Here is a 19,250-nt window from a genome sequence, read left to right on the forward strand (position 1 = left end):
CTGCAACCGGCAGGCCCGGTGCTGGCGGTCGCGGCGGCGGCGGCCCTGGTCGTGGCGGCGGGGCTCGCCCGGCTGGCCCGCGCCCGGCTGGGCGGGCAGACCGGGGATGTCCTGGGCGCCGTTCAGATCACCACCGAGATCGTCCTTCTGGCCCTGTCCGCAGCCCTCCTGACCGGCGCCGGCTGAGACTGCCGCGCGAACGGGCGCCCTCCGCGGGGAACCGGCAATGATCCGCCCAGAGCCCGGGGCGGGATCATTCACGATATGCTCACGGATTGTACACAATCGCAAAAACAGCAGGCAGATGCCGCAAAATTCGCACAGCGCGCCCTGCTCGCATCCGCTTCACGGTTCCGTTGGCCCCGCGCTGTTGCGAAGCCTCCCTGCATGGCGCGGATCCGCGCCGAGGAGGCAAGCCCGCCGCACCGGCAGGGCAGCACAAGACAGGGATGGCGGGGGATGTCGGCATGACGGGCGCAGCAACGCGGATCGGCAGCCCATCCACCCGGATTTTCAGGGGAAACGTAAGATGACCAAACTCACCAGGACGCTGTTCGGCCTTGGCGCGGCGACGATGCTGATGGGCACCACCGCGATGGCGCAGGAGGACACGATCAAGGTCGGCATCCTGCATTCGCTTTCCGGCACCATGGCGATCTCCGAGACCACGCTCAAGGACGCGATGCTGATGCTGGTCGAGCAGCAGAACGCGGCCGGCGGCGTGCTGGGCAAGACGCTGGAGCCGGTGGTGGTCGACATCGCCTCCGACTGGCCGCTGGCCAACGAGAAGGCGCGCCAGCTGATCGAGGCCGACGGCGTCGACGTGGTCTTCGGCTGCTGGACCTCCTCCTGCCGCAAATCGGTGCTGCCGGTCTTCGAGGAGCTGAACTCGATCCTGTTCTACCCGGTGCAGTACGAGGGCGAGGAATCGCAGCGCAACGTGTTCTATACCGGCGCCGCCCCCAACCAGCAGGCGATCCCGGCAGTCGATTACCTGATCGAGACCGAGGGCGTGGAGCGCTGGGTCCTGGCGGGCACCGACTATGTCTATCCGCGCACGACCAACAAGATCCTCGAAGCCTACCTGAAGGACAAGGGCGTGGCCGAGGAAGACATCATGATCAACTACACGCCCTTCGGTCACTCCGACTGGCAGACGATCGTGTCCGACATCGCCGAATTCGGCTCGGCCGGCAAGAAGACCGCCGTGGTCTCCACCATCAACGGCGATGCCAACGTGCCCTTCTACAAGGAGCTCGGCAACAAGGGCATCTCGGCCGAGGACATCCCGGTCGTCGCCTTCTCGGTCGGCGAGGAGGAACTTTCGGGGCTCGACACCGCGCCGCTGGTCGGCCACCTCGCGGCCTGGAACTACTTCATGTCGATCGACACGCCCGAGAATGACGCCTTCATCGAAAGCTGGTGGGAGTTCATCGGCAACGAGGACCGCGTCACCAATGACCCGATGGAGGCCCATTACATCGGCTTCAACATGTGGGTGAAGGCGGTCGAAGAGGCCGGCACGACCGATGCCGACGCGGTGATCGCCGCGCTGCCGGGCACCGAGGCGCCGAACCTGACGGGCGGCATCTCCACCATGCTGCCGAACCATCACATCACCAAGCCGGTCTTCGTCGGCGAGATCCAGGATGACGGCCAGTTCGACGTCGTCTGGGAAACCGACGACCTGGTGCCCGGGGATGCCTGGTCCGACTACCTGCCCGAGTCCGCGCCGCTGAAATCCGACTGGGTGGAGCTGGAATGCGGCAATTACAACACCGAGACCGAGACCTGCGGCGCCGAGTGAACGGCGGCTGTCGGCCTTCCGGCGCGGCGGGCGAGCCCGCCGCGTCCTGATCTGCGCGGCAGCCGGCGGTCCGCCACCGGTTGCCGCATTCCGAAATGCCTCCAACCGGAAGGAACTCCATGGCCCTTCTCCGAGTCCTGCTCGCGGCCGCAATCACCTGCGCCGCCAGTCTTGCCGCGGCCCAGAGCCTCGAAGACCTGGTCGCGACGCTCCCGGAGGGGAGCTATGACGACCGCGGCGCCGTGGTCGCGCAGATCGCCGGCACCGGCGACGACCGCGCGCTGAAGGTGCTGGAATCCCTTCTGGAAGGCGACCTGGAAGTCCTGGATTCCAACGGCCGCGTGGTCGAGATCCGCAGCGAGGGACGGGACGATTTCGCCACCGACATCCTCACCGGCGAGGATTATGGCGAGGTGCCCTCGCGCGGCTCTTCGCGGATCCGCGTCAATAACAGCCTGCGCCGCGACATCCGCGCGGCGATGGGCACGATGACGCTGCGCCATCCCGATCCGGCCCGGCGGCTGGCCGCCGCGCAAGCGGCCTTCCGCAGCCCCGATCCGGACCAGGCCGAGCTCCTCTCGGAAGCCCTGGCCGCAGAGACCGACCCGCAGGTCGCCGAGGCGCTGTCGCGCGCCGTCGCCGTCGCCGCCCTGGAGGGGGCCGCGCCGGAGGCCGCGCAGCTCGAAGCCGTCGCGGTGCTTAGCGAGATGGGCAATACCGAGGCAAGGACCATCCTCGCCGCTGCCGCCGCGGATGCCGAAGGGCCCGTGGCGGAGGCCGCGTCCGACGCGGTGCGCCATATCGACCAGATGCAGCGGCTCTGGGGCCTGGCGCAGAACGTGTGGTTCGGCCTGTCGCTGGGCTCGGTCCTGCTGCTTGCCGCGATCGGCCTGGCGATCACCTTCGGCGTGATGGGCGTGATCAACATGGCCCATGGCGAGCTGGTGATGATCGGCGCCTACACGACCTTCGTGGTGCAGGAGGCGATCCGCTCCTCCTTCCCCGCCCTCTTCGACTGGTCGCTGCTCATCGCGGCGCCGCTGGCCTTCGCGGTGGCGGGCGGCGTCGGCGTCGCGATCGAGCGCGGCGTGGTGCGGTTTCTCTACGGCCGCCCCCTGGAGACGCTTCTGGCCACCTGGGGGATATCGCTGATGCTGCAGCAGGCGGTGCGCTCGATCTTCGGGCCCAACAACCGCGAGGTCGGCAACCCCTCCTTCATGTCCGGCGCCTTCGAGCTGGGACAGATGACGGTCACCTGGAACCGGCTGTGGATCCTGGTCTTCGCGCTGGCGGTCTTCGCGGTGCTGCTCTTCGTGCTGAAGAAGACCCCGATCGGGCTGCAGATGCGGGCGGTGACGCAGAACCGGGCCATGGCATCGAACATGGGCATCCGCACCGGCTGGGTCGACGCCATGACCTTCGGGCTGGGGGCGGGCATCGCCGGGCTGGCAGGCGTGGCGCTGAGCCAGATCGACAATGTCTCGCCGAATCTCGGCCAGAGCTACATCGTCGACAGCTTCATGGTGGTGGTCTTCGGAGGCGCCGGGAACATCTGGGGCACGCTCGCCGGGGCCTTCAGCCTGGGCATCGCCAACAAGTTCCTCGAACCCTGGACCGGGGCGGTGCTGGCCAAGATCCTGGTGCTCGTCTTCATCATCCTCTTCATCCAGAAACGCCCGCGCGGCCTCTTCGCGGTGCGCGGCCGGGCGGTGGACGCATGAGGTCCCGCCCGGCCACCAGCCCGCAGCGGGGGGGCATCGAGCCCCCCCGCTGCGGCCGTCGCTTCCGCGCCGGCGGGGACATCGACCCGGCCCGTCCCCTGCGCCGCCATCCGTCGCCAGTGCCGCCGCGGGTCACCGCGGCCCGGACCGCGGAGGCTCGATGCCTCCGCGGTCCGGCCCCCTCCGCATGGTCAGGAGACATCCCGTGCTGAACCTCGTCGACCGCCGCATGGGGATCTTCCTTGCCGGCCTCTTCCTTCTCACCGTCGCCATCCCTGTCGGCAATCTCGCCATGGCCGGCCAGCCGGTCCCCTCCTATATCGTGGCGCTCTTGGGCAAGTACCTGTGCTACGCGCTCCTTGCCGTCGCCCTCGACCTCGTCTGGGGGTATTGCGGCATCCTCTCGCTCGGCCACGGCGCGTTCTTCGCGCTCGGCGGCTACGCGATGGGGATGCACTTGATGCGCGAAATCGGCGCGCGCGGCGTCTATGCCAACCCGGTCCTGCCGGATTTCATGGTCTTCCTGAACTGGGACAGCCTGCCCTGGTACTGGCTGGGATTCGACATGTTCGGCTTTGCGCTGGCCATGGCGCTGCTGGTTCCCGGCCTTCTGGCCTTCGTCTTCGGCTGGTTCGCCTTCCGCTCGCGCGTCACCGGCGTCTACCTGTCGATCATCACCCAGGCGATGACCTATGCGCTGATGCTCGCCTTCTTCCGCAACGAGATGGGCTTCGGCGGCTATAACGGCCTGACCGACTTCAAGGATGTCCTGGGCTTCAGCCTGCAGGCCGACAGCACCCGCGCCGGGCTCTTCGTGCTCTCCGCCCTCGCGCTGGCCGCCGGGCTGCTGGTGTCCAAGGCGATCACCTCGTCGAAGCTCGGCAAGGTGCTGATCGCGATCCGCGACGCCGAGAGCCGGACGCGCTTCATCGGCTACCGCGTGGAGGAGTACAAGCTCTTCGTCTTCGTGGTCTCCGCCATGATGGCGGGGCTCGCGGGCGCGCTCTACGTCCCGCAGGTCGGCATCATCAATCCCGGCGAATTCTCCCCGGCCAATTCCATCGGCATCGTCATCTGGGTGGCGCTCGGCGGGCGCGGCACGCTGGTCGGCGCCGCGATGGGCGCGATCATCGTCGGCATCGCCCAGACGCTGTTCACCTCGTGGTTTCCCGAGCTCTGGCTCTTCGCCCTCGGCGGGCTCTTCGTCTTCGTCACCATCTTCCTGCCCGACGGCGTGCTCGGCCTGATCGAAAGCCGCCTGGGCCGCAAGGCCGGGCCCGGGGCAGCCGCAAAGGAGGCAAGCGCATGAGCACCCAGCTTCTGCTCGACGGCGTGAATCGCAGCTTCGACGGCTTCAAGGCGATCAACGACCTGTCCCTGGCGGTGGAGAAAGGCGAGCTGCGCGCCATCATCGGACCGAACGGCGCGGGCAAGACCACCATGATGGACATCATAACCGGCAAGACCCGGCCCGATACGGGCCGCGTGATGTGGAACCAGTCGGTCGACCTGACCCGCACCGACGAGGCCGGATCGGCCCGGCTTGGGATCGGCCGCAAGTTCCAGAAGCCCACCGTGTTCGAGACCCAGACGGTCGAGGACAACATCGCGCTGGCGCTGAAGGAGGACCGCTCGGTCTGGGCGACGCTCTTCCACCGCCGCTCGGCCGAGGATACCAGGCGCATCGGCGAGCTGCTGGAGCTGGTGAAGCTCTCCCATGTGGCGGGCTGGATGGCCGGCGATCTCAGCCACGGACAGAAGCAGTGGCTGGAGATCGGCATGCTCCTGGCGCAGGATCCCGAGCTTCTGCTGGTCGACGAACCGGCGGCCGGCATGACCGATGCCGAGACCATGCGCACCGCCGAGCTGCTGCGCCAGATCGCCGGCAGGCACACGGTCATCGTGGTGGAACACGACATGGATTTCGTCCGCGCGCTCGATTGCCGGGTGACGGTGCTGCACCAGGGCCATGTGCTGGCCGAGGGCTCGCTCGACCATGTCTCGGCCAACGAACAGGTGATCGAGGTGTATCTTGGCCGCTGAGCGCAATTCCCGGAAGGACCAGGCCCATGCTTGAAGTCAAGACCGTCGACCTGCATTACGGCGCCGCCCAGGCGCTGCGCGGCGTGAGCCTGACCGCGGCGCCGGGCCGCGTCACCACCGTCCTGGGGCGCAACGGCGTCGGCAAGACGACCCTGCTGAAATCCATCGTGGGACGGCAATCCATCTCGGGCGGCGCGATCGAATGGGAAGGGCAGGACATTTCGCGGATGCGGGCCGACCTGCGCGCCCGCGCCGGGATCGCCTCGGTGCCGCAGGGCCGCGAGATCTTTCCCCTCCTGACCGTGCAGGAGAACCTGGAAACCGGCTTCTCGATCCTGCCGCGGGGACAGCGCAAGGTGCCCGACGAGGTGTTCGAGCTTTTCCCGGTGCTCCGCCAGATGCTGGGACGGCGCGGCGGCGACCTGTCTGGCGGGCAGCAGCAGCAGCTCGCCATCGGCCGCGCCATGGTGATGAAACCGCGGCTTCTGGTGCTCGACGAGCCGACCGAGGGGATCCAGCCCTCGGTGATCCAGGATATCGGCCGCGCCATCGCCTATCTCCGCGACCGGGGCGACATGGCGATCCTGCTGGTGGAGCAGTATTTCGACTTCGCGCGCGACCTCTGCGACACGTTCCACGTCATGGAGCGCGGCCAGATCATCAAGGCCGGCACCCGCGCCGAGATGAACGAGGAGGAAATCCGCGGCATGATGACCGTGTGAGCGCCGCCGCCGCGGCGCTGCCGCCCGCCCCCGTCCCGACCGGGGCGGGAGATCCGGCCTTCCCCCTGCCGTCGCGACAGGATAGGACGGGGCATGGAGGAGACGAGACAGATCGCCGCACTGCCGATCGCGCTGCACGGCAAGCCCGGGACGCGGGTGCTTCTCGTGACATCGCGCGATACCGGGCGGTGGGTCGTGCCGAAGGGCTGGCCCATGGATGGCAAGAAACCCTGGACCGCCGCGAAGATCGAGGCGCTGGAAGAGGCCGGGGCGATCGGCACGATCCGCGACACGCCGCTGGGCAGCTACGGTTATGACAAGCGGCTCGGGGATGGCAGCGTTCTGCCCTGCCGCGTCGATGTCTACCCGATGATCGTCACCGGCCTGAAGAAGCGCTGGAAGGAACGCAAGCAGCGCAAGCGGCGCTGGGTCTCGGCCGGGAAGGCCGCGACCATGGTGCAGGAGCCGGAACTGCGCCTGATCTTCCTCGACCTTGCGGGCCTCGCGGATGCGGCAGTCGCCCTGGGGCGCGGGCGGCCCTGAAAGACCGCCTCCGGCCAGCATGGCCGCCGCGGACCGGACGCCGCGATCCGCAACGCCGGTCCTGAACGGCTATGAGCGGCCGCGCATCGCGCGCCGGGTCGGGCCGGAGCGCAGCCGCCCGCGATCCGTTCCGGTCCGGGTCCGGCAGTACCGGTTTCCGATGCCCCCCCGGCCCAGTACCCGGCGCGGCAGGACGGGTGGCGCCTGCTGCCCCGTCGGCTCAGATCGCCGCGGCCAGGGCCTCGGCCAGGTCGGTGCGCTCCCAGGAGAACCCGCCATCGGCCTCGGGGGCGCGGCCGAAATGCCCGTAGGCGGCCGTGCGTTCGTAGATCGGCCGGTTCAGGTCCAGATGCGTGCGGATGCCGCGCGGGGTCAGGTCCATGAGCTTCGGGATCGCCGCCTCGATCAGCGCCTCGTCGACCGTGCCCGTGCCATCGGTATTGCAATAGATCGACAGCGGCTCGCTGACCCCGATCGCATAGCTCAGCTGGATGGTGCAGCGATGCGCCAGCCCCGCCGCCACGACGTTCTTGGCCAGGTAGCGCGCCGCATAGGCGGCCGAACGGTCCACCTTGGTCGGATCCTTGCCCGAGAAGGCACCGCCGCCATGGGGCGCCGCGCCGCCATAGGTGTCGACGATGATCTTGCGCCCGGTCAGCCCGGCATCGCCATCGGGGCCGCCGATGACGAATTTCCCGGTCGGGTTCACCCACCATTTGGTCGTGTCGCGCAGCCAGCCCTCGGGCAGGACCTCGCGGATGAAGGGGGCAACCACCTCGCGCACATCCTCGGAGGTCATGGTCTCGTCCAGGTGCTGGGTCGACAGGACCAGCGAGGCCAGCTCCACCGGGATGCCGTCCTCGTAGCGCACGGTCAGCTGCGATTTCGCATCCGGTCCCAGCACCGGCGCCTCGCCGGACTTGCGCGCCTCGGCCAGGCGCTTGAGGATCTTGTGGGCATAGAGGATCGGCGCGGGCATCAGCTCGGGCGTCTCGTTGACGGCATAGCCGAACATGATGCCCTGGTCGCCGGCACCCTCGTCCTTGTTGCCCGCCGCGTTCACGCCCTGCGCGATATGGGCCGACTGTTCGTGCAGGAGGTTGGTGATCTCCACCGTCTCGTGGTGGAATTTCTCCTGCTCGTAGCCGATATCGCGGATGCAGTCGCGCACGATGCGGTCGACATGCTCCATGTAGCCATGCAGCTTCTGCTGGTCGGACAGCCCGATCTCGCCGCCGATCACGACGCGGTCGGTCGTGGCGAAGGTCTCGCAGGCGACGCGCGCCTCGGGTTCCTCGGCGATCAGCGCATCGAGAACCGCATCCGAGATCCGGTCGCAGACCTTGTCGGGATGACCTTCGGAGACGGATTCTGAGGTGAAGATATAGTTTTTACGCGACATCGGGCGTGCTCCATTGGGGTTACATCCGCCACGCCAGGAAGCCGTTGTGGCGGCGGTTCCACGCGGTTACGCCGCGCCCTGCCCAAAGGCAAACGAAAAATATCAGCGTCTTGAAAGGATCGTGCCGCGCAGGATCCAGAGACCCAGCCCCGCCAGCAGCACGATCAGCGGAAGGTTGCCCGTGCGGGCATAGGGCGTGGGCCCCGTCGCCCCGGGCAGTGCCCGGGTGATCACCCCCGACGTGTCCAGCGGCAGGCTGTCGAGCACGCGCCCCTTGGGGTCGATGATCGCGGAAATCCCGGTATTGGCCGCGCGCACCAGCGGCAGCCCCTGCTCGATCGCCCGCAGCCGCGCCTGGTCCAGATGCTGGGCCGGGCCCGACATCTGCCCGAACCAGGCGTCATTGGTGATCTGCACGATCCAGTCGGGCCGCGCCATTCCGCGCGTGGCGGCGTGGCGCGGAAAGATCGCCTCGTAGCAGATCAGCGGCAGGACCTCGCCCAGCGGCCCCAGATCCAGCACCTCGGGCCCCGGCCCGGGGGTGAAGCCGCCCAGCATGTCCGTGGCAAGCCCCCGCAGCCCCAGCGCCGCGGCCAGCTTTCCGCCGGGAAAGTACTCTCCGAAGGGCACGAGGTGGAACTTGTCGTAGACCGCGCCGACGCGGCCATCCGGTTCGATCACGGCAAGCGAGTTGCGCAGGTCCTGCCCCGCGAAGCGCTGCGCCCCCAGGATGACCGGCACGCCGCCCGCAGCCTCGGCGATGCGCTCGTCGGGCGGGCCCCGGGGATCCAGCAGGTAGGGCAGCGAGACTTCGGGCCAGATGACCACGTCGGGCGGCGGCCCGGCATGGGCGGCGGTCAGATCCAGCTTCCGCTGCCAGTAGACCGGGATCATCTCGGGCTTCCATTTCAGGGCCTGGGTCTCGTTGGGCTGGACCACCCGGACGACCGGGCCCGGCGGCAGGGCGCGGGCATCGTAGCGCGCCACCATGCCCTCGCCGAGCAGCGTGCCGCCGCACCAGGCCAGCACCGCCAGCCCCGATCCCAGAAGCGCCCGGCGCGAGGCCCGCCAGACCGACAGGGTCAGCACACCCACCGCGAGGCAGCCGGTGAAGAAGGTCAGCCCGTGGGTCCCGGAAATCGCGGCCAGCTGGCCGATCGGGTGATCGACCCAGACCGAGCCGACCAGCGCCCAGGGGAACCCGGTGAAGATCTGCGAGCGGAGCATCTCCGCCAGGGTCAGCGCGATGACGGCGGCAAGGCCGCGCCGCGGCCCGTCGCCGGGCCCCATCGCCCAGGACAGCGCGAAGGCCCCGGCCCAGAACAGCGCCAGCCCCCCCGCCATCAGCAGGATCGCGAAGGGGGCCATCCAGCCATAGCGCGGGGCATCGACGAGGAAGGGCTCGACGATCCATTGCAACGCCAGCAGGAAATAGCCGCAGCCCAGCATCCAGCCCAGCCATGCGCCCTGGCGGCGGCCGGGGGCGCGGGCATGCATCCTCAGCGCGAGGGCCAGCGCCAGCACCGTCACAAGCGGCAGCTTGAACGGGGCCAGCCCCAGCGCCATGACGGCGCCGAGGCACAGCATCAGAAGACGCGCGACCCAGGGCCTGCGATCCGCCGTCTCCAGAAGGTCCGAGACCTCAGTCCTCGCCCGGGCGATCATCGAGCAGCCGCACCCGCATCCTCTTGATGGTCCGCGGGTCGGCATCGAGGATGTCGAATTCCACCGCCGCCTGCGGATGCGGGACGATCTCGCCCCGCGCGGGCACGCGGCCGGTCAGGATGAAGACCAGCCCGCCCAGCGTGTCGACCTCCTCCTCGAAATCCGGCCCGGACAGGCGCCGCCCGATCGCCGCCTCGAATTCCGGCAGCGGCGCGCGGGCCAGCGCGATGAAGCTTCCCGGGGATTCCTGCCGCCAGGGATCCGCCTCGACCTCGTCATGCTCGTCCTCGATCTCGCCGATCACCTGCTCGATCAGGTCCTCGATGGTCAGAAGCCCGTCCGTGCCGCCGTATTCGTCGATCACCAGCGCCATGTGGCGCCGCTGCGACTGCATCTTCTGCAGCAGAACGCCGATCGGCATGGAGGGCGGGGCATAGAGGATGGGACGCAGGATGGCGCGCAGATCGAATTCGTCGTCGCTATGCCCGTTGAACCCGTAATGCAGCGCCACGTCCTTGAGATGGACCATGCCCAGCGGCGTATCGAGGGTGCCGTCATAGACCGGCAGCCGGGAAAACCCGCTTTCGCGGAAGATGCGGATCAGCTCTTCCAGCGAAATCGCCAGATCGACGGCCACGATCTCGACGACCGGGACGGCGACATCCTCCACGCGCATGCGGCGCAGGTTGGACAGGCCCGGCACGGCGGGGCCGTTCGGAACGCCGCCGGGCGGACCGTCCTGCGCAGCGCCGTCATCCTCCTCCCCATCGCCCTTGCGCCAGCGATTGAGGAGGCGTGCAAGCACGCCGGGTTCGTCGGGGTCGATCCCTGCGGGATCGTCGGAAGGGAGCTGCACCCCTTCGGCATCAGACATTGTCACTATCCGTCAAAAGCCTCTTCTGCACCATCCAGCAGATAGGGATTGGCGAGGCCCATTCCACCCAGTATCTCCACTTCCAGCCCCTCCATCAATGCGGCGTCTTCGTCGCGGACATGATCGAAGCCCAGAAGGTGCAGGATCCCGTGCACCATCAGGTGCCGCAGATGGTCGTCCAGGGGCTTGCCCATCGCCTCGGCCTCGGCAAGGCAGGTCTCCCAGGCGATGGCGATATCGCCCAGCTCCGGCCCGGCCGCCTCCAGCTCGGGCATCGCGCCCGGCGTCTCGGCGCCCAGCTCGCTCGCGGGCCAGCTCAGCACGTTGGTGGCCGCGGGCTTGCCGCGGAAATCCGCGTTCAGCGCCGCGATGCGGGCATCGTCGCAGGCCAGCACGCAGATCTCATGCGCGGCGGGGTCCAGCCCCAGCCGCGACAGGGTCGCACGGGCCGCCTGCGCGGCAAGCCCGTCCAGCCCCGCGGTTTCCCAGGGGGCATGCTCTATGACTATGTCAACCGGATCGTTCATCCGCCGCGTCATACGCCTCAATGATGCGCGCCACCAGAGGGTGCCGCACCACATCCTTGGAGGTGAAGTAATTGAACGAGATGCCCTGCACCTTTCCAAGCAGGGTTTCCGCCTCGCGCAGGCCCGAGGTGACGCCGCGCGGCAGGTCCACCTGGCTGCGGTCGCCCGTGATGACCATGCGCGACCCCTCGCCCAGCCGGGTGAGGAACATCTTCATCTGCATGGTGGTGGCGTTCTGCGCCTCGTCGAGCACCACGAAGGCATTCGACAGGGTCCGTCCGCGCATGAAGGCCAGCGGCGCGATCTCGATCTTCTTCTCCTCCAGCATCTTCTGGACCTGCTTGGCCGGGAAGAAATCGTTCAGCGCGTCATAGAGCGGCTGCATGTAGGGATCGACCTTGTCCTTCATGTCGCCGGGCAGGAAGCCGAGCCTCTCGCCCGCCTCCACCGCCGGGCGGCTGAGGATCATCTTGTCGACCTGGCCGGTGATCATCATGTTCACCCCGGCCGCCACCGCCAGATAGGTCTTGCCGGTACCGGCCGGGCCGATGCCGAAGGCGAGTTCGTGGCGGAACAGCGCCTTGACATAGGCCTTCTGCGCCTCCGTGCGGGGGCGGACGGTCTTCTTGCGGGTCTCGATCTCGACATCGGAGGCGGCGAACATCTCCATCTGGCCGTCGCCCGTCTCGCCGGCGGAGCCCTGGCCCAGCCGCAGCGCGCCGTCGATATCGCCGGGCTCGATATGCTGCCCCTTCTCCAGGCGCAGGTAGAGCGTGTCCAGCACCTCCATCCCCCTGAGCCGCGCATGGGGCTCGCCCATCAGGACCAGCTGGTTGCCGCGGCGGATGATCTGCAGCTGCAACGCATGTTCCACCTGCGAGAGGTTGCGGTCGAATTCGCCGCAAAGTTCGACAAGCAATCGGTTGTCGGGATATTCCAGTACGATCTCCGGCACGTCATGTTCAGCGGGCGGGGACAGGACTTCGTGCGGCAAGCAGATCTCCTCGGGCTTGATCCTGAAGGAAGCCTGCCCCCCCGGCGGCGCGCTGGCAAGGGGCGGGACGAAACTTCATCAATTTGCAACATATGGTGGATGGCGGCCGAAACAACGCCAAGTCTCGGTCAGCACAGCAGGATTGCGGGGGAAACGACCGGGGCCGTCGCCGCCTGCGGCGCGCCGCCGCGCGGCGCGAGACCCGCCCCTGCCGCAAAAACAGGCAGAACGGCCGGCGGGAGGCCGCGGCTTCCGCCGCGGCGGGACGGCGCCTAGAGCAGCCGTCCGCCCAGGGAGTTCGGACCGGCCTCGGTGATCTCGACCCGCGCGATCTGGCCGATCAGGCTTTCGGGCGCATCGACATGGACCGCCTGCAGGTATTCGGACTTGCCCACCAGCTGCCCCTCCATGCGGCCCGCCTTCTCGAAGAGCACCGAGGCCGTGCGCCCGACCATCGCCTGCTGATGGTCCATCTGCTGGCGGTTCAGCAGCGCCTGCAGCCGCGCCAGCCGGTCGGAGGCCACATCCGCGGGCACCATCTTCGCCTCCCTTTCGGCGGCGGGGGTGCCGGGGCGCGGCGAATATTTGAAGGAGTAGGCCTGGCCGTAGCGGACCTGCTCGACCAGCCGCAGCGTGTCTTGGAAATCCTCCTCGGTCTCGCCGGGGAAGCCGACGATGAAATCGCCCGACAGCAGCAGGTCCGGCCGCGCGCTGCGGATGCGCGCGATCAGCTCGGCATAGGCGGCGGCCGTGTGCTTGCGGTTCATCGCCTTGAGGATGCGGTCCGATCCCGACTGCACCGGCAGATGCAGATAGGGCATCAGCTTGGCGCAGTCGCCATGGGCGGCGATCAGGTCGTCCTCCATGTCGTTGGGATGCGAGGTGGTGAACCGGATGCGGTCGAGCCCGTCGATTTCCGCCAGGTTGCGGATCAGCCGCGCCAGCCCCCAGGCGCCGCCCTCGGCATCGCCGTGATAGGCATTGACGTTCTGGCCCAGCAGCGTGATCTCGCGCACGCCGCGCTCCACCAGGTCGCGCGCCTCCTCCAGCACGCGGGCCACGGGACGGCTGACCTCGGCACCGCGGGTATAGGGGACCACGCAGAAGGCGCAGAACTTGTCGCAGCCCTCCTGGACCGTCAGGAAGGCCGTCGGCGCGCGGCGCGCCTTGGGACGTTTGGCCAGGTGGTCGAATTTCAGCTCTTCGGGGAAATCGGTATCAAGCGCCTTGCGGCCCTTGCGCGCCTCCGCCTCCAGCTGCGGCAGGCGGTGATAGCTCTGCGGCCCGACGACCAGGTCGACCAGCGGCTGGCGCGCCATGATCTCGGCGCCTTCCGCCTGCGCGACGCAGCCCGCGACACCGATCTTCAGATCCGGCTTCGCCTTCTTCAGCGGCTTGAACCGGCCGAGTTCGGAATAGACCTTCTCGGCGGCCTTCTCGCGGATATGGCAGGTGTTCAGCAGGATCATGTCCGCATCGTCGGGCGTGTCGGTGGTGACATAGCCCTGACCGCCCATGGCCTCGGCCATGCGCTCGCTGTCATAGACGTTCATCTGACAGCCATAGGTCTTGATAAAAAGCTTCTTCGGCTCGGCCATGACGGCACCTCGGGAGATCTGGGCAGCTTATCGGGCGGATTGGGGGTCCCTACACGCAAAGCCCGCCCTCCGCAACGCCCGGCTCAGGGCGCGGCGCGGCAGCCCTGCTCCGGCTGGTCGGCCCCGGCATCGCGATAGGTCGCGGCCTCGCCCTTCATCCAGATGAAGCGGCCCGCCCTGCCGTCATAGCGGGCGCCGGAGGCGGTGCGCGCCTGGATCCCGGCATCCACGGCATCCCCCTGCTCGAAGCGCAGCGAGGGCGGGTCGGTGGCGAAATAGGTCGTGATCACCTCGTTGGCCTCGCTGTCGCCGCAGATCCAGCGCGTCATGCCAGTGGCGGGCTCCAGCCCCCACAGCGCGACCAGTTTCGCGCTGCGCGTGCGGTAGGCCTCGGCGATGCAGGCGCCGGGATCCCCGGCCTTCCAGCACGCGTCCCGCCCCTTGATCCAGCCCCTCTGGGTGGCGCGCAGCTCCGCCATGGCGGCCTCCGCCCCGGCATCCTGCCGATCGGCAGCCTGCATCGCGGCGGCGTAGCGTGCCTCCAGCGCCCGGTCGAGACCGGCCAGCACCGGATCGGCGCAGACCGCCTCCTCCGCGGCGCCCGCCGCCATGGCGCAGTCGAAGGACGGGCCTTCCTGCGCGGCACCGGCAAGCGGCATGAGCGAGATCAGCACCGCCGGGACCAAGCGCAGGAACACTCCGTCGACCGACATGCGCGCGCGCTCAGGCCCCGGTCTCGCCCGCAGCCCTGGGCCGCAGGCGGATCACCACGTCGACCTTGGCGATCTCCATCCCCGCGGGCGGCTCGGGCAGGTGCGCGATGGTCATGTCCGCGGCGGGGGCGTCGGTCAGGTTGGACGAGTTTTCCCAGTAGAAATGCGGATGGTCGTCGGTGCGCGTGTCGAAATAGCTCTTCGAGCCGTCGACCGTCACCTCATGGACCAGCCCGGCATCGCAGAAGGCGCGCAACGTGTTGTACACGGTTGCCAGCGCCACCTTCTCGCCGCGTTCCAGCGCGAGGGAATACAGGCTTTCGGCAGTGACGTGGCGGTGTTCTCCGTCGCCGACCAAGAGCGTGGCGAGCGTCATCCGCTGGCGGGTGGGGCGCAGCCCTGCCCGGCTGAGCCAGGTTCCAGCCCGGTCTGCTTGCGTCTTCGGCATGGTTACGTACATCTCCTTGCCCGATCATATATGTCAGAGACCACCGTTTCTGCAAACAATTTCCCCCGCTGCGGGCAGGATGCCGGCTCCCCTTGCCCTCTTGCGAACAGGGGTGCTAGAGGGTGCAACCTAAGAAATGGACGACAAGGGGAGACAGCATGGTCGATCATCCAACGCAGTTCGACAAGGACGGCCTGCTGAAATGCGCGCGCGGCGAGCTTTTCGGGCCCGGCAACCCCCAGCTGCCCGAACCGCCGATGCTGATGATGGACCGCGTCACCGACATCTCCGCCGATCGCGGCGAGCATGGCAAGGGCCATGTCACCGCCGAATTCGACATCCATCCCGACCTGTGGTTCTTCAAGTGCCACTTCCCCGGCGACCCGGTGATGCCCGGCTGCCTCGGACTTGACGGGCTGTGGCAGCTGACCGGGTTCAACCTTGGCTGGCGCGGGATGCTGGGGCGCGGCCGCGCGCTCGGCGTCGGCGAGGTGAAGTTCACCGACATGATCACCCCCGCGACCAAGCAGATCGTCTACCAGGTCGATTTCACGCGGGTCATGGACCGCAAGCTGAAACTCGGGATTGCCGATGGCCGGATCTTCGCCGACGGCAAGCATATCTACACCGCCACCGGCATGAAGGTCGGCCTTTTCACCGACTGATCGCCCGTTCCGGCCCCAAAAGAGAAGGACCACGAGGATGCGCCGCGTCGTCATCACAGGTCTGGGCGTGATCTCCCCGCTGGGGATCACCGCAGACGAGGTCACCCAGAGCCTGCGCACCGGCCGGTCCGGCGTGCGCCGCGAGGAAACCTATGCAGAGATGGGCTTCCGCAGCCAGGTCGCGGCGATCCCGCAGATCGAGCTGTCGGAGCATGTCGACAAGCGCGCGCTGCGCTTCATGGGTCCGGGTTCGGCCTATGCCTATCTGGCCATGCGCCAGGCCATCGCCGATGCGGGGCTGGAGGAGGCGGATGTCTCCAACGAACGCACCGGCCTGATCGCGGGCTCGGGCGGGCCGTCGACCTCGGCCATGCTGCTGGCGCATGAAAGCGTCAAGAAATCCGGCGCGACCAAGCGGATCGGCCCTTTCGCCGTGCCCAAATGCATGTCCTCCACGGTTTCGGCGAACCTGGCCACCTCCTACAAGATCAAGGGACTGAACTATTCCATCACCTCGGCCTGCTCCACCTCGCTGCACTGCATCGGCAATGCCGCCGAGCAGATCCAGATGGGCAAGCAGGACGTGATGTTCGCCGGCGGCGGCGAGGAAGTGGACTGGACGCTGTCCTGCCTCTTCGACGCGATGGGCGCGATGTCCTCGAAATACAACGACACGCCCGAAACCGCCTCCCGTCCCTTCGACGCGACCCGCGACGGGTTCGTCATCTCCGGCGGCGGCGGCATCCTGGTGCTGGAGGAGCTTGAGCACGCCAAGGCCCGCGGCGCCCAGATCTATGCCGAGATCACCGGCTATGGCGCCACCTCCGACGGGGCCGACATGGTCGCCCCCTCCGGCGAGGGCGGCGCGCGGGCGATGCGCCAGGCGCTGGCCACGATCGGCGAGCGCAAGGTCGGCTACATCAACGCCCACGGCACCTCGACCCCGGCGGGCGACGTGACCGAGGTGGAGGCCGTGCGCGCCGTTTTCGGCGAGGGCAGCACGCCGCCGATCTCCTCCTCGAAATCGCTGGCGGGCCACAGCCAGGGCGCCACCGGCGTGCTGGAATCGGTCTACACGCTGCTGATGATGCGGAACCGGTTCCTGCAGGCCTCGGCCAACATCACCGAGCTGGACCCGGCGATCCGGCCCGGCGAGATCCTCACCGAAACCCGGGAGGGGGTCGATATCGATTCGGCGCTGACCAACAGCTTCGGCTTCGGCGGCACCAACGCCTCCATGATCTTTAGCAAGTACCACGGGTAAGCCAGATGCCAGAGCTGATGAACGGAAAACGCGGCCTTGTGATGGGGGTCGCCAATGACCGTTCCATCGCCTGGGGGATTGCCAGGGCCCTGGCGGCGGAGGGGGCGGAGCTCGCCTTCTCCTACCAAGGCGATGCCTTCGGCAAGCGCGTCGCCCCGCTGGCGGCCAGCGTCGGCTCGGACTTCCTGATGGATGTGGATGTCACCAGCGATGACAGCATGGACGCCGCCTTCGCCCGGATCGGCGACCGCTGGGGCAAGATGGATTTCCTGGTCCACGCCATCGCGTTCTCGGACAAGACCGAGCTTGCCGGGCGGTTCATCAATACCAGCCGCGCGAATTTCCAGAACTCGCTGACCATCTCGTGCTATTCGCTGATCGACCTGTCGCGCCGCGCCGCGCCGCTGATGGCCGAAGGCGGCACGATCCTGACCCTCACCTATCAGGGGTCCAACAAGGTGACGCCGTTCTACAACGTGATGGGCGTGGCCAAGGCGGCGCTGGAATCCTCGGTGCGCTATCTCGCCAACGACCTGGGCCCGCAGGGGATCCGCGTCAACGCGATCAGCCCCGGCCCGATGAAGACCCTGGCCGGTGCCGCGATCGGCGGCGCGCGCAAGACCTATCGCGCCACCGAGGCCAACGCGCCGCTGCGCGCCAATGCGACGCTGGAGGCGATCGGCGGGACCGCCGTCTACCTGGCCTCGGACATGGGCGCCTGCACCACCGGCGAGATCATCACCGTCGATGGCGGCTATCACGTGCTGGGCATGCCGCAGCCGGAGAATCTCTGAGCACCGGCGCCGCCCGCGCCGCCGCCATCCGCGCCGCCCCGCCGCATCATCCGGCGCGGGCGGCGCCTGTCTTTCCGGCCCTGCCCCGGCCTGCCGCCGGCCCCGCTGCGGGCGGGCCTTCCGTCCCGCCTGCGCCGGGGATAGGCTCGGGCCGAATCCGAAGCGGAGGACATCCGGATGAAAGACCACGCCCAGGGCCGCGGCCCGTCGCTCTCGCCGTTTTCCTGGCAGGATCCCTTCCATCTGGACGCGCAGCTGAGCGAGGAGGAGCGGATGCTGCGCGACGCGGCCCGCGCCTTTGCCGATGACCGGCTGGCCTCCAGGATCACCCGCGCCAACCGCGAGGAAAGCGTGGAGCCCGAGATCTTTGCCGAGATGGGCGGGGCCGGGCTCCTGGGCGTCACCATTCCCGAGGAATATGGCGGGCTGGGCGCGGGCTATGTCGCCTACGGGCTGATCGCGCGCGAGGTGGAGCGGGTGGATTCCGGCTACCGGTCGATGATGTCGGTGCAGTCCTCGCTGGTGATGTACCCGATCCATGCCTATGGCTCCGAGGCGCAGAAGGCGCGCTACCTGCCGGGGCTGGCCGCGGGAACGCTGATCGGCGCCTTCGGGCTGACCGAACCCGATGCCGGATCCGACCCCGGCGGCATGAAGACCCGCGCCGAGAAGACCGCGGAGGGCTATCGGCTGACCGGCTCAAAAATGTGGATCTCCAATGCCCCCATCGCCGATGTCTTCGTCGTCTGGGCGAAATCCGCGGCGCATGACGGCCGGATCCGCGGCTTCGTGCTGGAGAAGGGCATGAAGGGCCTCTCCGCCCCCAAGATCGGCGGCAAGCTCAGCCTGCGGGCCTCGGTGACGGGAGAAATCGTGATGGACGGGGTCGAGGTGGGCGAAGACGCGCTCCTGCCAGGCGTCGAGGGGCTGAAGGGCCCCTTCGGCTGCCTCAACCGCGCCCGCTACGGCATTTCGTGGGGGGCCATGGGCGCGGCCGAGGATTGCTGGCTGCGCGCGCATCGCTATGGCATGGACCGGCGCCAGTTCGGCCGCCCGCTGGCCCAGACGCAGCTTTACCAGAAGAAGCTGGCCGACATGCAGACCGAGATCGCGCTGGGGCTGCAGGGGGCGCTGCGGCTGGGGCGGATGATGGAGGATGGCAGCGCCGCGCCGGAGCTCATCAGCCTGATGAAGCGCAACAATTGCGGCAAGGCGCTGGACATCGCGCGGATGGCCCGCGACATGCATGGCGGCAACGGCATCTCCGAGGAATTTCACGTCATCCGGCACATGGTGAACCTGGAAACCGTGAACACCTACGAGGGCACGCATGACATCCATGCGCTAATCCTGGGCCGCGCGCAGACCGGACTGCAGGCCTTCTTCTGATCCTTCGCGGCCCCGGCGTCATTTCCGGGGAAGGTTCACGTTTCGTTATGCCTTCGCGCCCCATGCTGGCCGCAGAAGGAA

Annotated in this window: 19 protein-coding genes and 1 riboswitch; of the genes, 11 read left to right on the top strand and 8 right to left on the bottom strand. The window is 68.2% G+C overall.

The window, feature by feature from the left end:
* The 7 genes from ICN82_RS16545 to ICN82_RS16575 all read left to right on the top strand — a co-directional run.
* Window positions 1–186 (top strand): adenosylcobinamide-GDP ribazoletransferase (locus ICN82_RS16545; protein WP_193184903.1); only part of this gene is annotated, 186 nt, incomplete at its 5' end.
* A gap of 343 nt (window positions 187–529) precedes the next feature.
* Window positions 530–1,807 (top strand): urea ABC transporter substrate-binding protein, encoded by a 1,278-nt coding sequence (urtA, locus tag ICN82_RS16550; RefSeq protein WP_193184906.1) that lies wholly within the window; start codon window positions 530–532, stop codon window positions 1,805–1,807.
* Between the two features lie 119 nt (window positions 1,808–1,926).
* Window positions 1,927–3,528 carry an urea ABC transporter permease subunit UrtB gene (urtB, locus tag ICN82_RS16555; RefSeq protein WP_193184909.1) on the top strand — a complete coding sequence of 534 codons (1,602 nt, stop codon included), beginning with the start codon at window positions 1,927–1,929 and terminating at the stop codon, window positions 3,526–3,528.
* A 205-nt stretch (window positions 3,529–3,733) separates the two neighbouring features.
* Entirely contained in the window at window positions 3,734–4,837 is a 1,104-nt protein-coding gene (urtC, locus tag ICN82_RS16560; RefSeq protein WP_407943768.1) for an urea ABC transporter permease subunit UrtC, read from the top strand.
* Window positions 4,834–5,571 carry an urea ABC transporter ATP-binding protein UrtD gene (urtD, locus tag ICN82_RS16565; RefSeq protein WP_193184914.1) on the top strand — a complete coding sequence of 246 codons (738 nt, stop codon included), beginning with the start codon at window positions 4,834–4,836 and terminating at the stop codon, window positions 5,569–5,571. Before urtC ends, urtD begins: the two co-directional genes overlap by 4 nt.
* A gap of 26 nt (window positions 5,572–5,597) precedes the next feature.
* Window positions 5,598–6,293: an urea ABC transporter ATP-binding subunit UrtE gene (gene urtE, locus ICN82_RS16570; protein WP_193184917.1), complete on the top strand. Its 696-nt coding sequence runs from the start codon at window positions 5,598–5,600 to the stop codon at window positions 6,291–6,293.
* A 93-nt stretch (window positions 6,294–6,386) separates the two neighbouring features.
* On the top strand, window positions 6,387–6,836 hold the full coding sequence (locus tag ICN82_RS16575; RefSeq protein WP_193184919.1) for an NUDIX hydrolase: 450 nt from the start codon (window positions 6,387–6,389) through the stop codon (window positions 6,834–6,836).
* A gap of 220 nt (window positions 6,837–7,056) precedes the next feature.
* On the opposite strand, the gene metK is transcribed toward ICN82_RS16575, so the two are convergent.
* From metK to irrA, 8 genes are all read right to left on the bottom strand, one after another.
* A complete protein-coding gene (gene metK / locus ICN82_RS16580; protein WP_193184922.1) occupies window positions 7,057–8,238 on the bottom strand; it encodes a methionine adenosyltransferase in 1,182 nt (393 codons plus the stop codon).
* Between the two features lie 6 nt (window positions 8,239–8,244).
* A riboswitch (SAM-SAH riboswitch) is annotated at window positions 8,245–8,294 on the bottom strand.
* A gap of 46 nt (window positions 8,295–8,340) precedes the next feature.
* On the bottom strand, window positions 8,341–9,903 hold the full coding sequence (lnt, locus tag ICN82_RS16585) for an apolipoprotein N-acyltransferase (RefSeq protein WP_193184925.1): 1,563 nt from the start codon (window positions 9,901–9,903) through the stop codon (window positions 8,341–8,343).
* Window positions 9,881–10,777: a hemolysin family protein gene (locus ICN82_RS16590; protein ID WP_193184928.1), complete on the bottom strand. Its 897-nt coding sequence runs from the start codon at window positions 10,775–10,777 to the stop codon at window positions 9,881–9,883. The genes lnt and ICN82_RS16590 overlap by 23 nt, the downstream gene beginning before the upstream one ends.
* A gap of 5 nt (window positions 10,778–10,782) precedes the next feature.
* Entirely contained in the window at window positions 10,783–11,304 is a 522-nt protein-coding gene (ybeY, locus tag ICN82_RS16595) for an rRNA maturation RNase YbeY (RefSeq protein WP_193184931.1), read from the bottom strand.
* A complete protein-coding gene (locus ICN82_RS16600) occupies window positions 11,288–12,304 on the bottom strand; it encodes a PhoH family protein (protein WP_407943769.1) in 1,017 nt (338 codons plus the stop codon). Before ICN82_RS16600 ends, ybeY begins: the two co-directional genes overlap by 17 nt.
* 266 nt (window positions 12,305–12,570) lie before the next feature.
* Complete coding sequence (miaB, locus tag ICN82_RS16605) at window positions 12,571–13,896, bottom strand: tRNA (N6-isopentenyl adenosine(37)-C2)-methylthiotransferase MiaB (RefSeq protein WP_193184937.1); 1,326 nt, start codon at window positions 13,894–13,896, stop codon at window positions 12,571–12,573.
* Between the two features lie 83 nt (window positions 13,897–13,979).
* The gene (locus ICN82_RS16610; RefSeq protein ID WP_193184940.1) at window positions 13,980–14,609 is read right to left on the bottom strand and encodes a lysozyme inhibitor LprI family protein; all 630 of its coding nucleotides are present in this window, start codon (window positions 14,607–14,609) and stop codon (window positions 13,980–13,982) included.
* A gap of 10 nt (window positions 14,610–14,619) precedes the next feature.
* The gene (gene irrA, locus ICN82_RS16615) at window positions 14,620–15,057 is read right to left on the bottom strand and encodes an iron response transcriptional regulator IrrA (protein WP_193184942.1); all 438 of its coding nucleotides are present in this window, start codon (window positions 15,055–15,057) and stop codon (window positions 14,620–14,622) included.
* Window positions 15,058–15,215: 158 nt separating this feature from the next.
* Here irrA and fabA point away from each other — a divergent pair, with 158 nt between their 5' ends.
* The 4 genes from fabA to ICN82_RS16635 all read left to right on the top strand — a co-directional run bounded on the left by fabA (window position 15,216) and on the right by ICN82_RS16635 (window position 19,169).
* Complete coding sequence (gene fabA, locus ICN82_RS16620) at window positions 15,216–15,722, top strand: bifunctional 3-hydroxydecanoyl-ACP dehydratase/trans-2-decenoyl-ACP isomerase (protein ID WP_193184944.1); 507 nt, start codon at window positions 15,216–15,218, stop codon at window positions 15,720–15,722.
* Window positions 15,723–15,759: 37 nt separating this feature from the next.
* A complete protein-coding gene (gene fabB, locus ICN82_RS16625) occupies window positions 15,760–16,986 on the top strand; it encodes a beta-ketoacyl-ACP synthase I (protein WP_193184947.1) in 1,227 nt (408 codons plus the stop codon).
* A gap of 5 nt (window positions 16,987–16,991) precedes the next feature.
* Window positions 16,992–17,780: an enoyl-ACP reductase FabI gene (locus tag ICN82_RS16630; protein ID WP_193184950.1), complete on the top strand. Its 789-nt coding sequence runs from the start codon at window positions 16,992–16,994 to the stop codon at window positions 17,778–17,780.
* 177 nt (window positions 17,781–17,957) lie between these two features.
* Window positions 17,958–19,169, top strand: a complete 1,212-nt coding sequence (locus tag ICN82_RS16635; RefSeq protein ID WP_193184953.1) for an acyl-CoA dehydrogenase — start codon at window positions 17,958–17,960, stop codon at window positions 19,167–19,169.
* Window positions 19,170–19,250 lie beyond the last annotated feature (81 nt).

Origin of the sequence: Mangrovicoccus algicola, assembly GCF_014903745.1 — a bacterium.
In the GTDB taxonomy this organism is placed as follows: Bacteria; Pseudomonadota; Alphaproteobacteria; order Rhodobacterales; family Rhodobacteraceae; genus Mangrovicoccus; species Mangrovicoccus algicola.

Coding starts and splice junctions, on each gene's coding strand:
- urtA (WP_193184906.1), top strand. CDS start 530: ATGACCAAACTCACCAGGACGCTGTTCGGCCTTGGCGCGGCGACGATG.
- urtB (WP_193184909.1), top strand. CDS start 1,927: ATGGCCCTTCTCCGAGTCCTGCTCGCGGCCGCAATCACCTGCGCCGCC.
- urtD (WP_193184914.1), top strand. CDS start 4,834: ATGAGCACCCAGCTTCTGCTCGACGGCGTGAATCGCAGCTTCGACGGC.
- urtE (WP_193184917.1), top strand. CDS start 5,598: ATGCTTGAAGTCAAGACCGTCGACCTGCATTACGGCGCCGCCCAGGCG.
- ICN82_RS16575 (WP_193184919.1), top strand. CDS start 6,387: ATGGAGGAGACGAGACAGATCGCCGCACTGCCGATCGCGCTGCACGGC.
- metK (WP_193184922.1), bottom strand. CDS start 8,238: ATGTCGCGTAAAAACTATATCTTCACCTCAGAATCCGTCTCCGAAGGT.
- lnt (WP_193184925.1), bottom strand. CDS start 9,903: ATGATCGCCCGGGCGAGGACTGAGGTCTCGGACCTTCTGGAGACGGCG.
- ICN82_RS16590 (WP_193184928.1), bottom strand. CDS start 10,777: ATGTCTGATGCCGAAGGGGTGCAGCTCCCTTCCGACGATCCCGCAGGG.
- ybeY (WP_193184931.1), bottom strand. CDS start 11,304: ATGAACGATCCGGTTGACATAGTCATAGAGCATGCCCCCTGGGAAACC.
- miaB (WP_193184937.1), bottom strand. CDS start 13,896: ATGGCCGAGCCGAAGAAGCTTTTTATCAAGACCTATGGCTGTCAGATG.
- ICN82_RS16610 (WP_193184940.1), bottom strand. CDS start 14,609: ATGTCGGTCGACGGAGTGTTCCTGCGCTTGGTCCCGGCGGTGCTGATC.
- irrA (WP_193184942.1), bottom strand. CDS start 15,057: ATGCCGAAGACGCAAGCAGACCGGGCTGGAACCTGGCTCAGCCGGGCA.
- fabA (WP_193184944.1), top strand. CDS start 15,216: ATGGTCGATCATCCAACGCAGTTCGACAAGGACGGCCTGCTGAAATGC.
- fabB (WP_193184947.1), top strand. CDS start 15,760: ATGCGCCGCGTCGTCATCACAGGTCTGGGCGTGATCTCCCCGCTGGGG.
- ICN82_RS16630 (WP_193184950.1), top strand. CDS start 16,992: ATGCCAGAGCTGATGAACGGAAAACGCGGCCTTGTGATGGGGGTCGCC.
- ICN82_RS16635 (WP_193184953.1), top strand. CDS start 17,958: ATGAAAGACCACGCCCAGGGCCGCGGCCCGTCGCTCTCGCCGTTTTCC.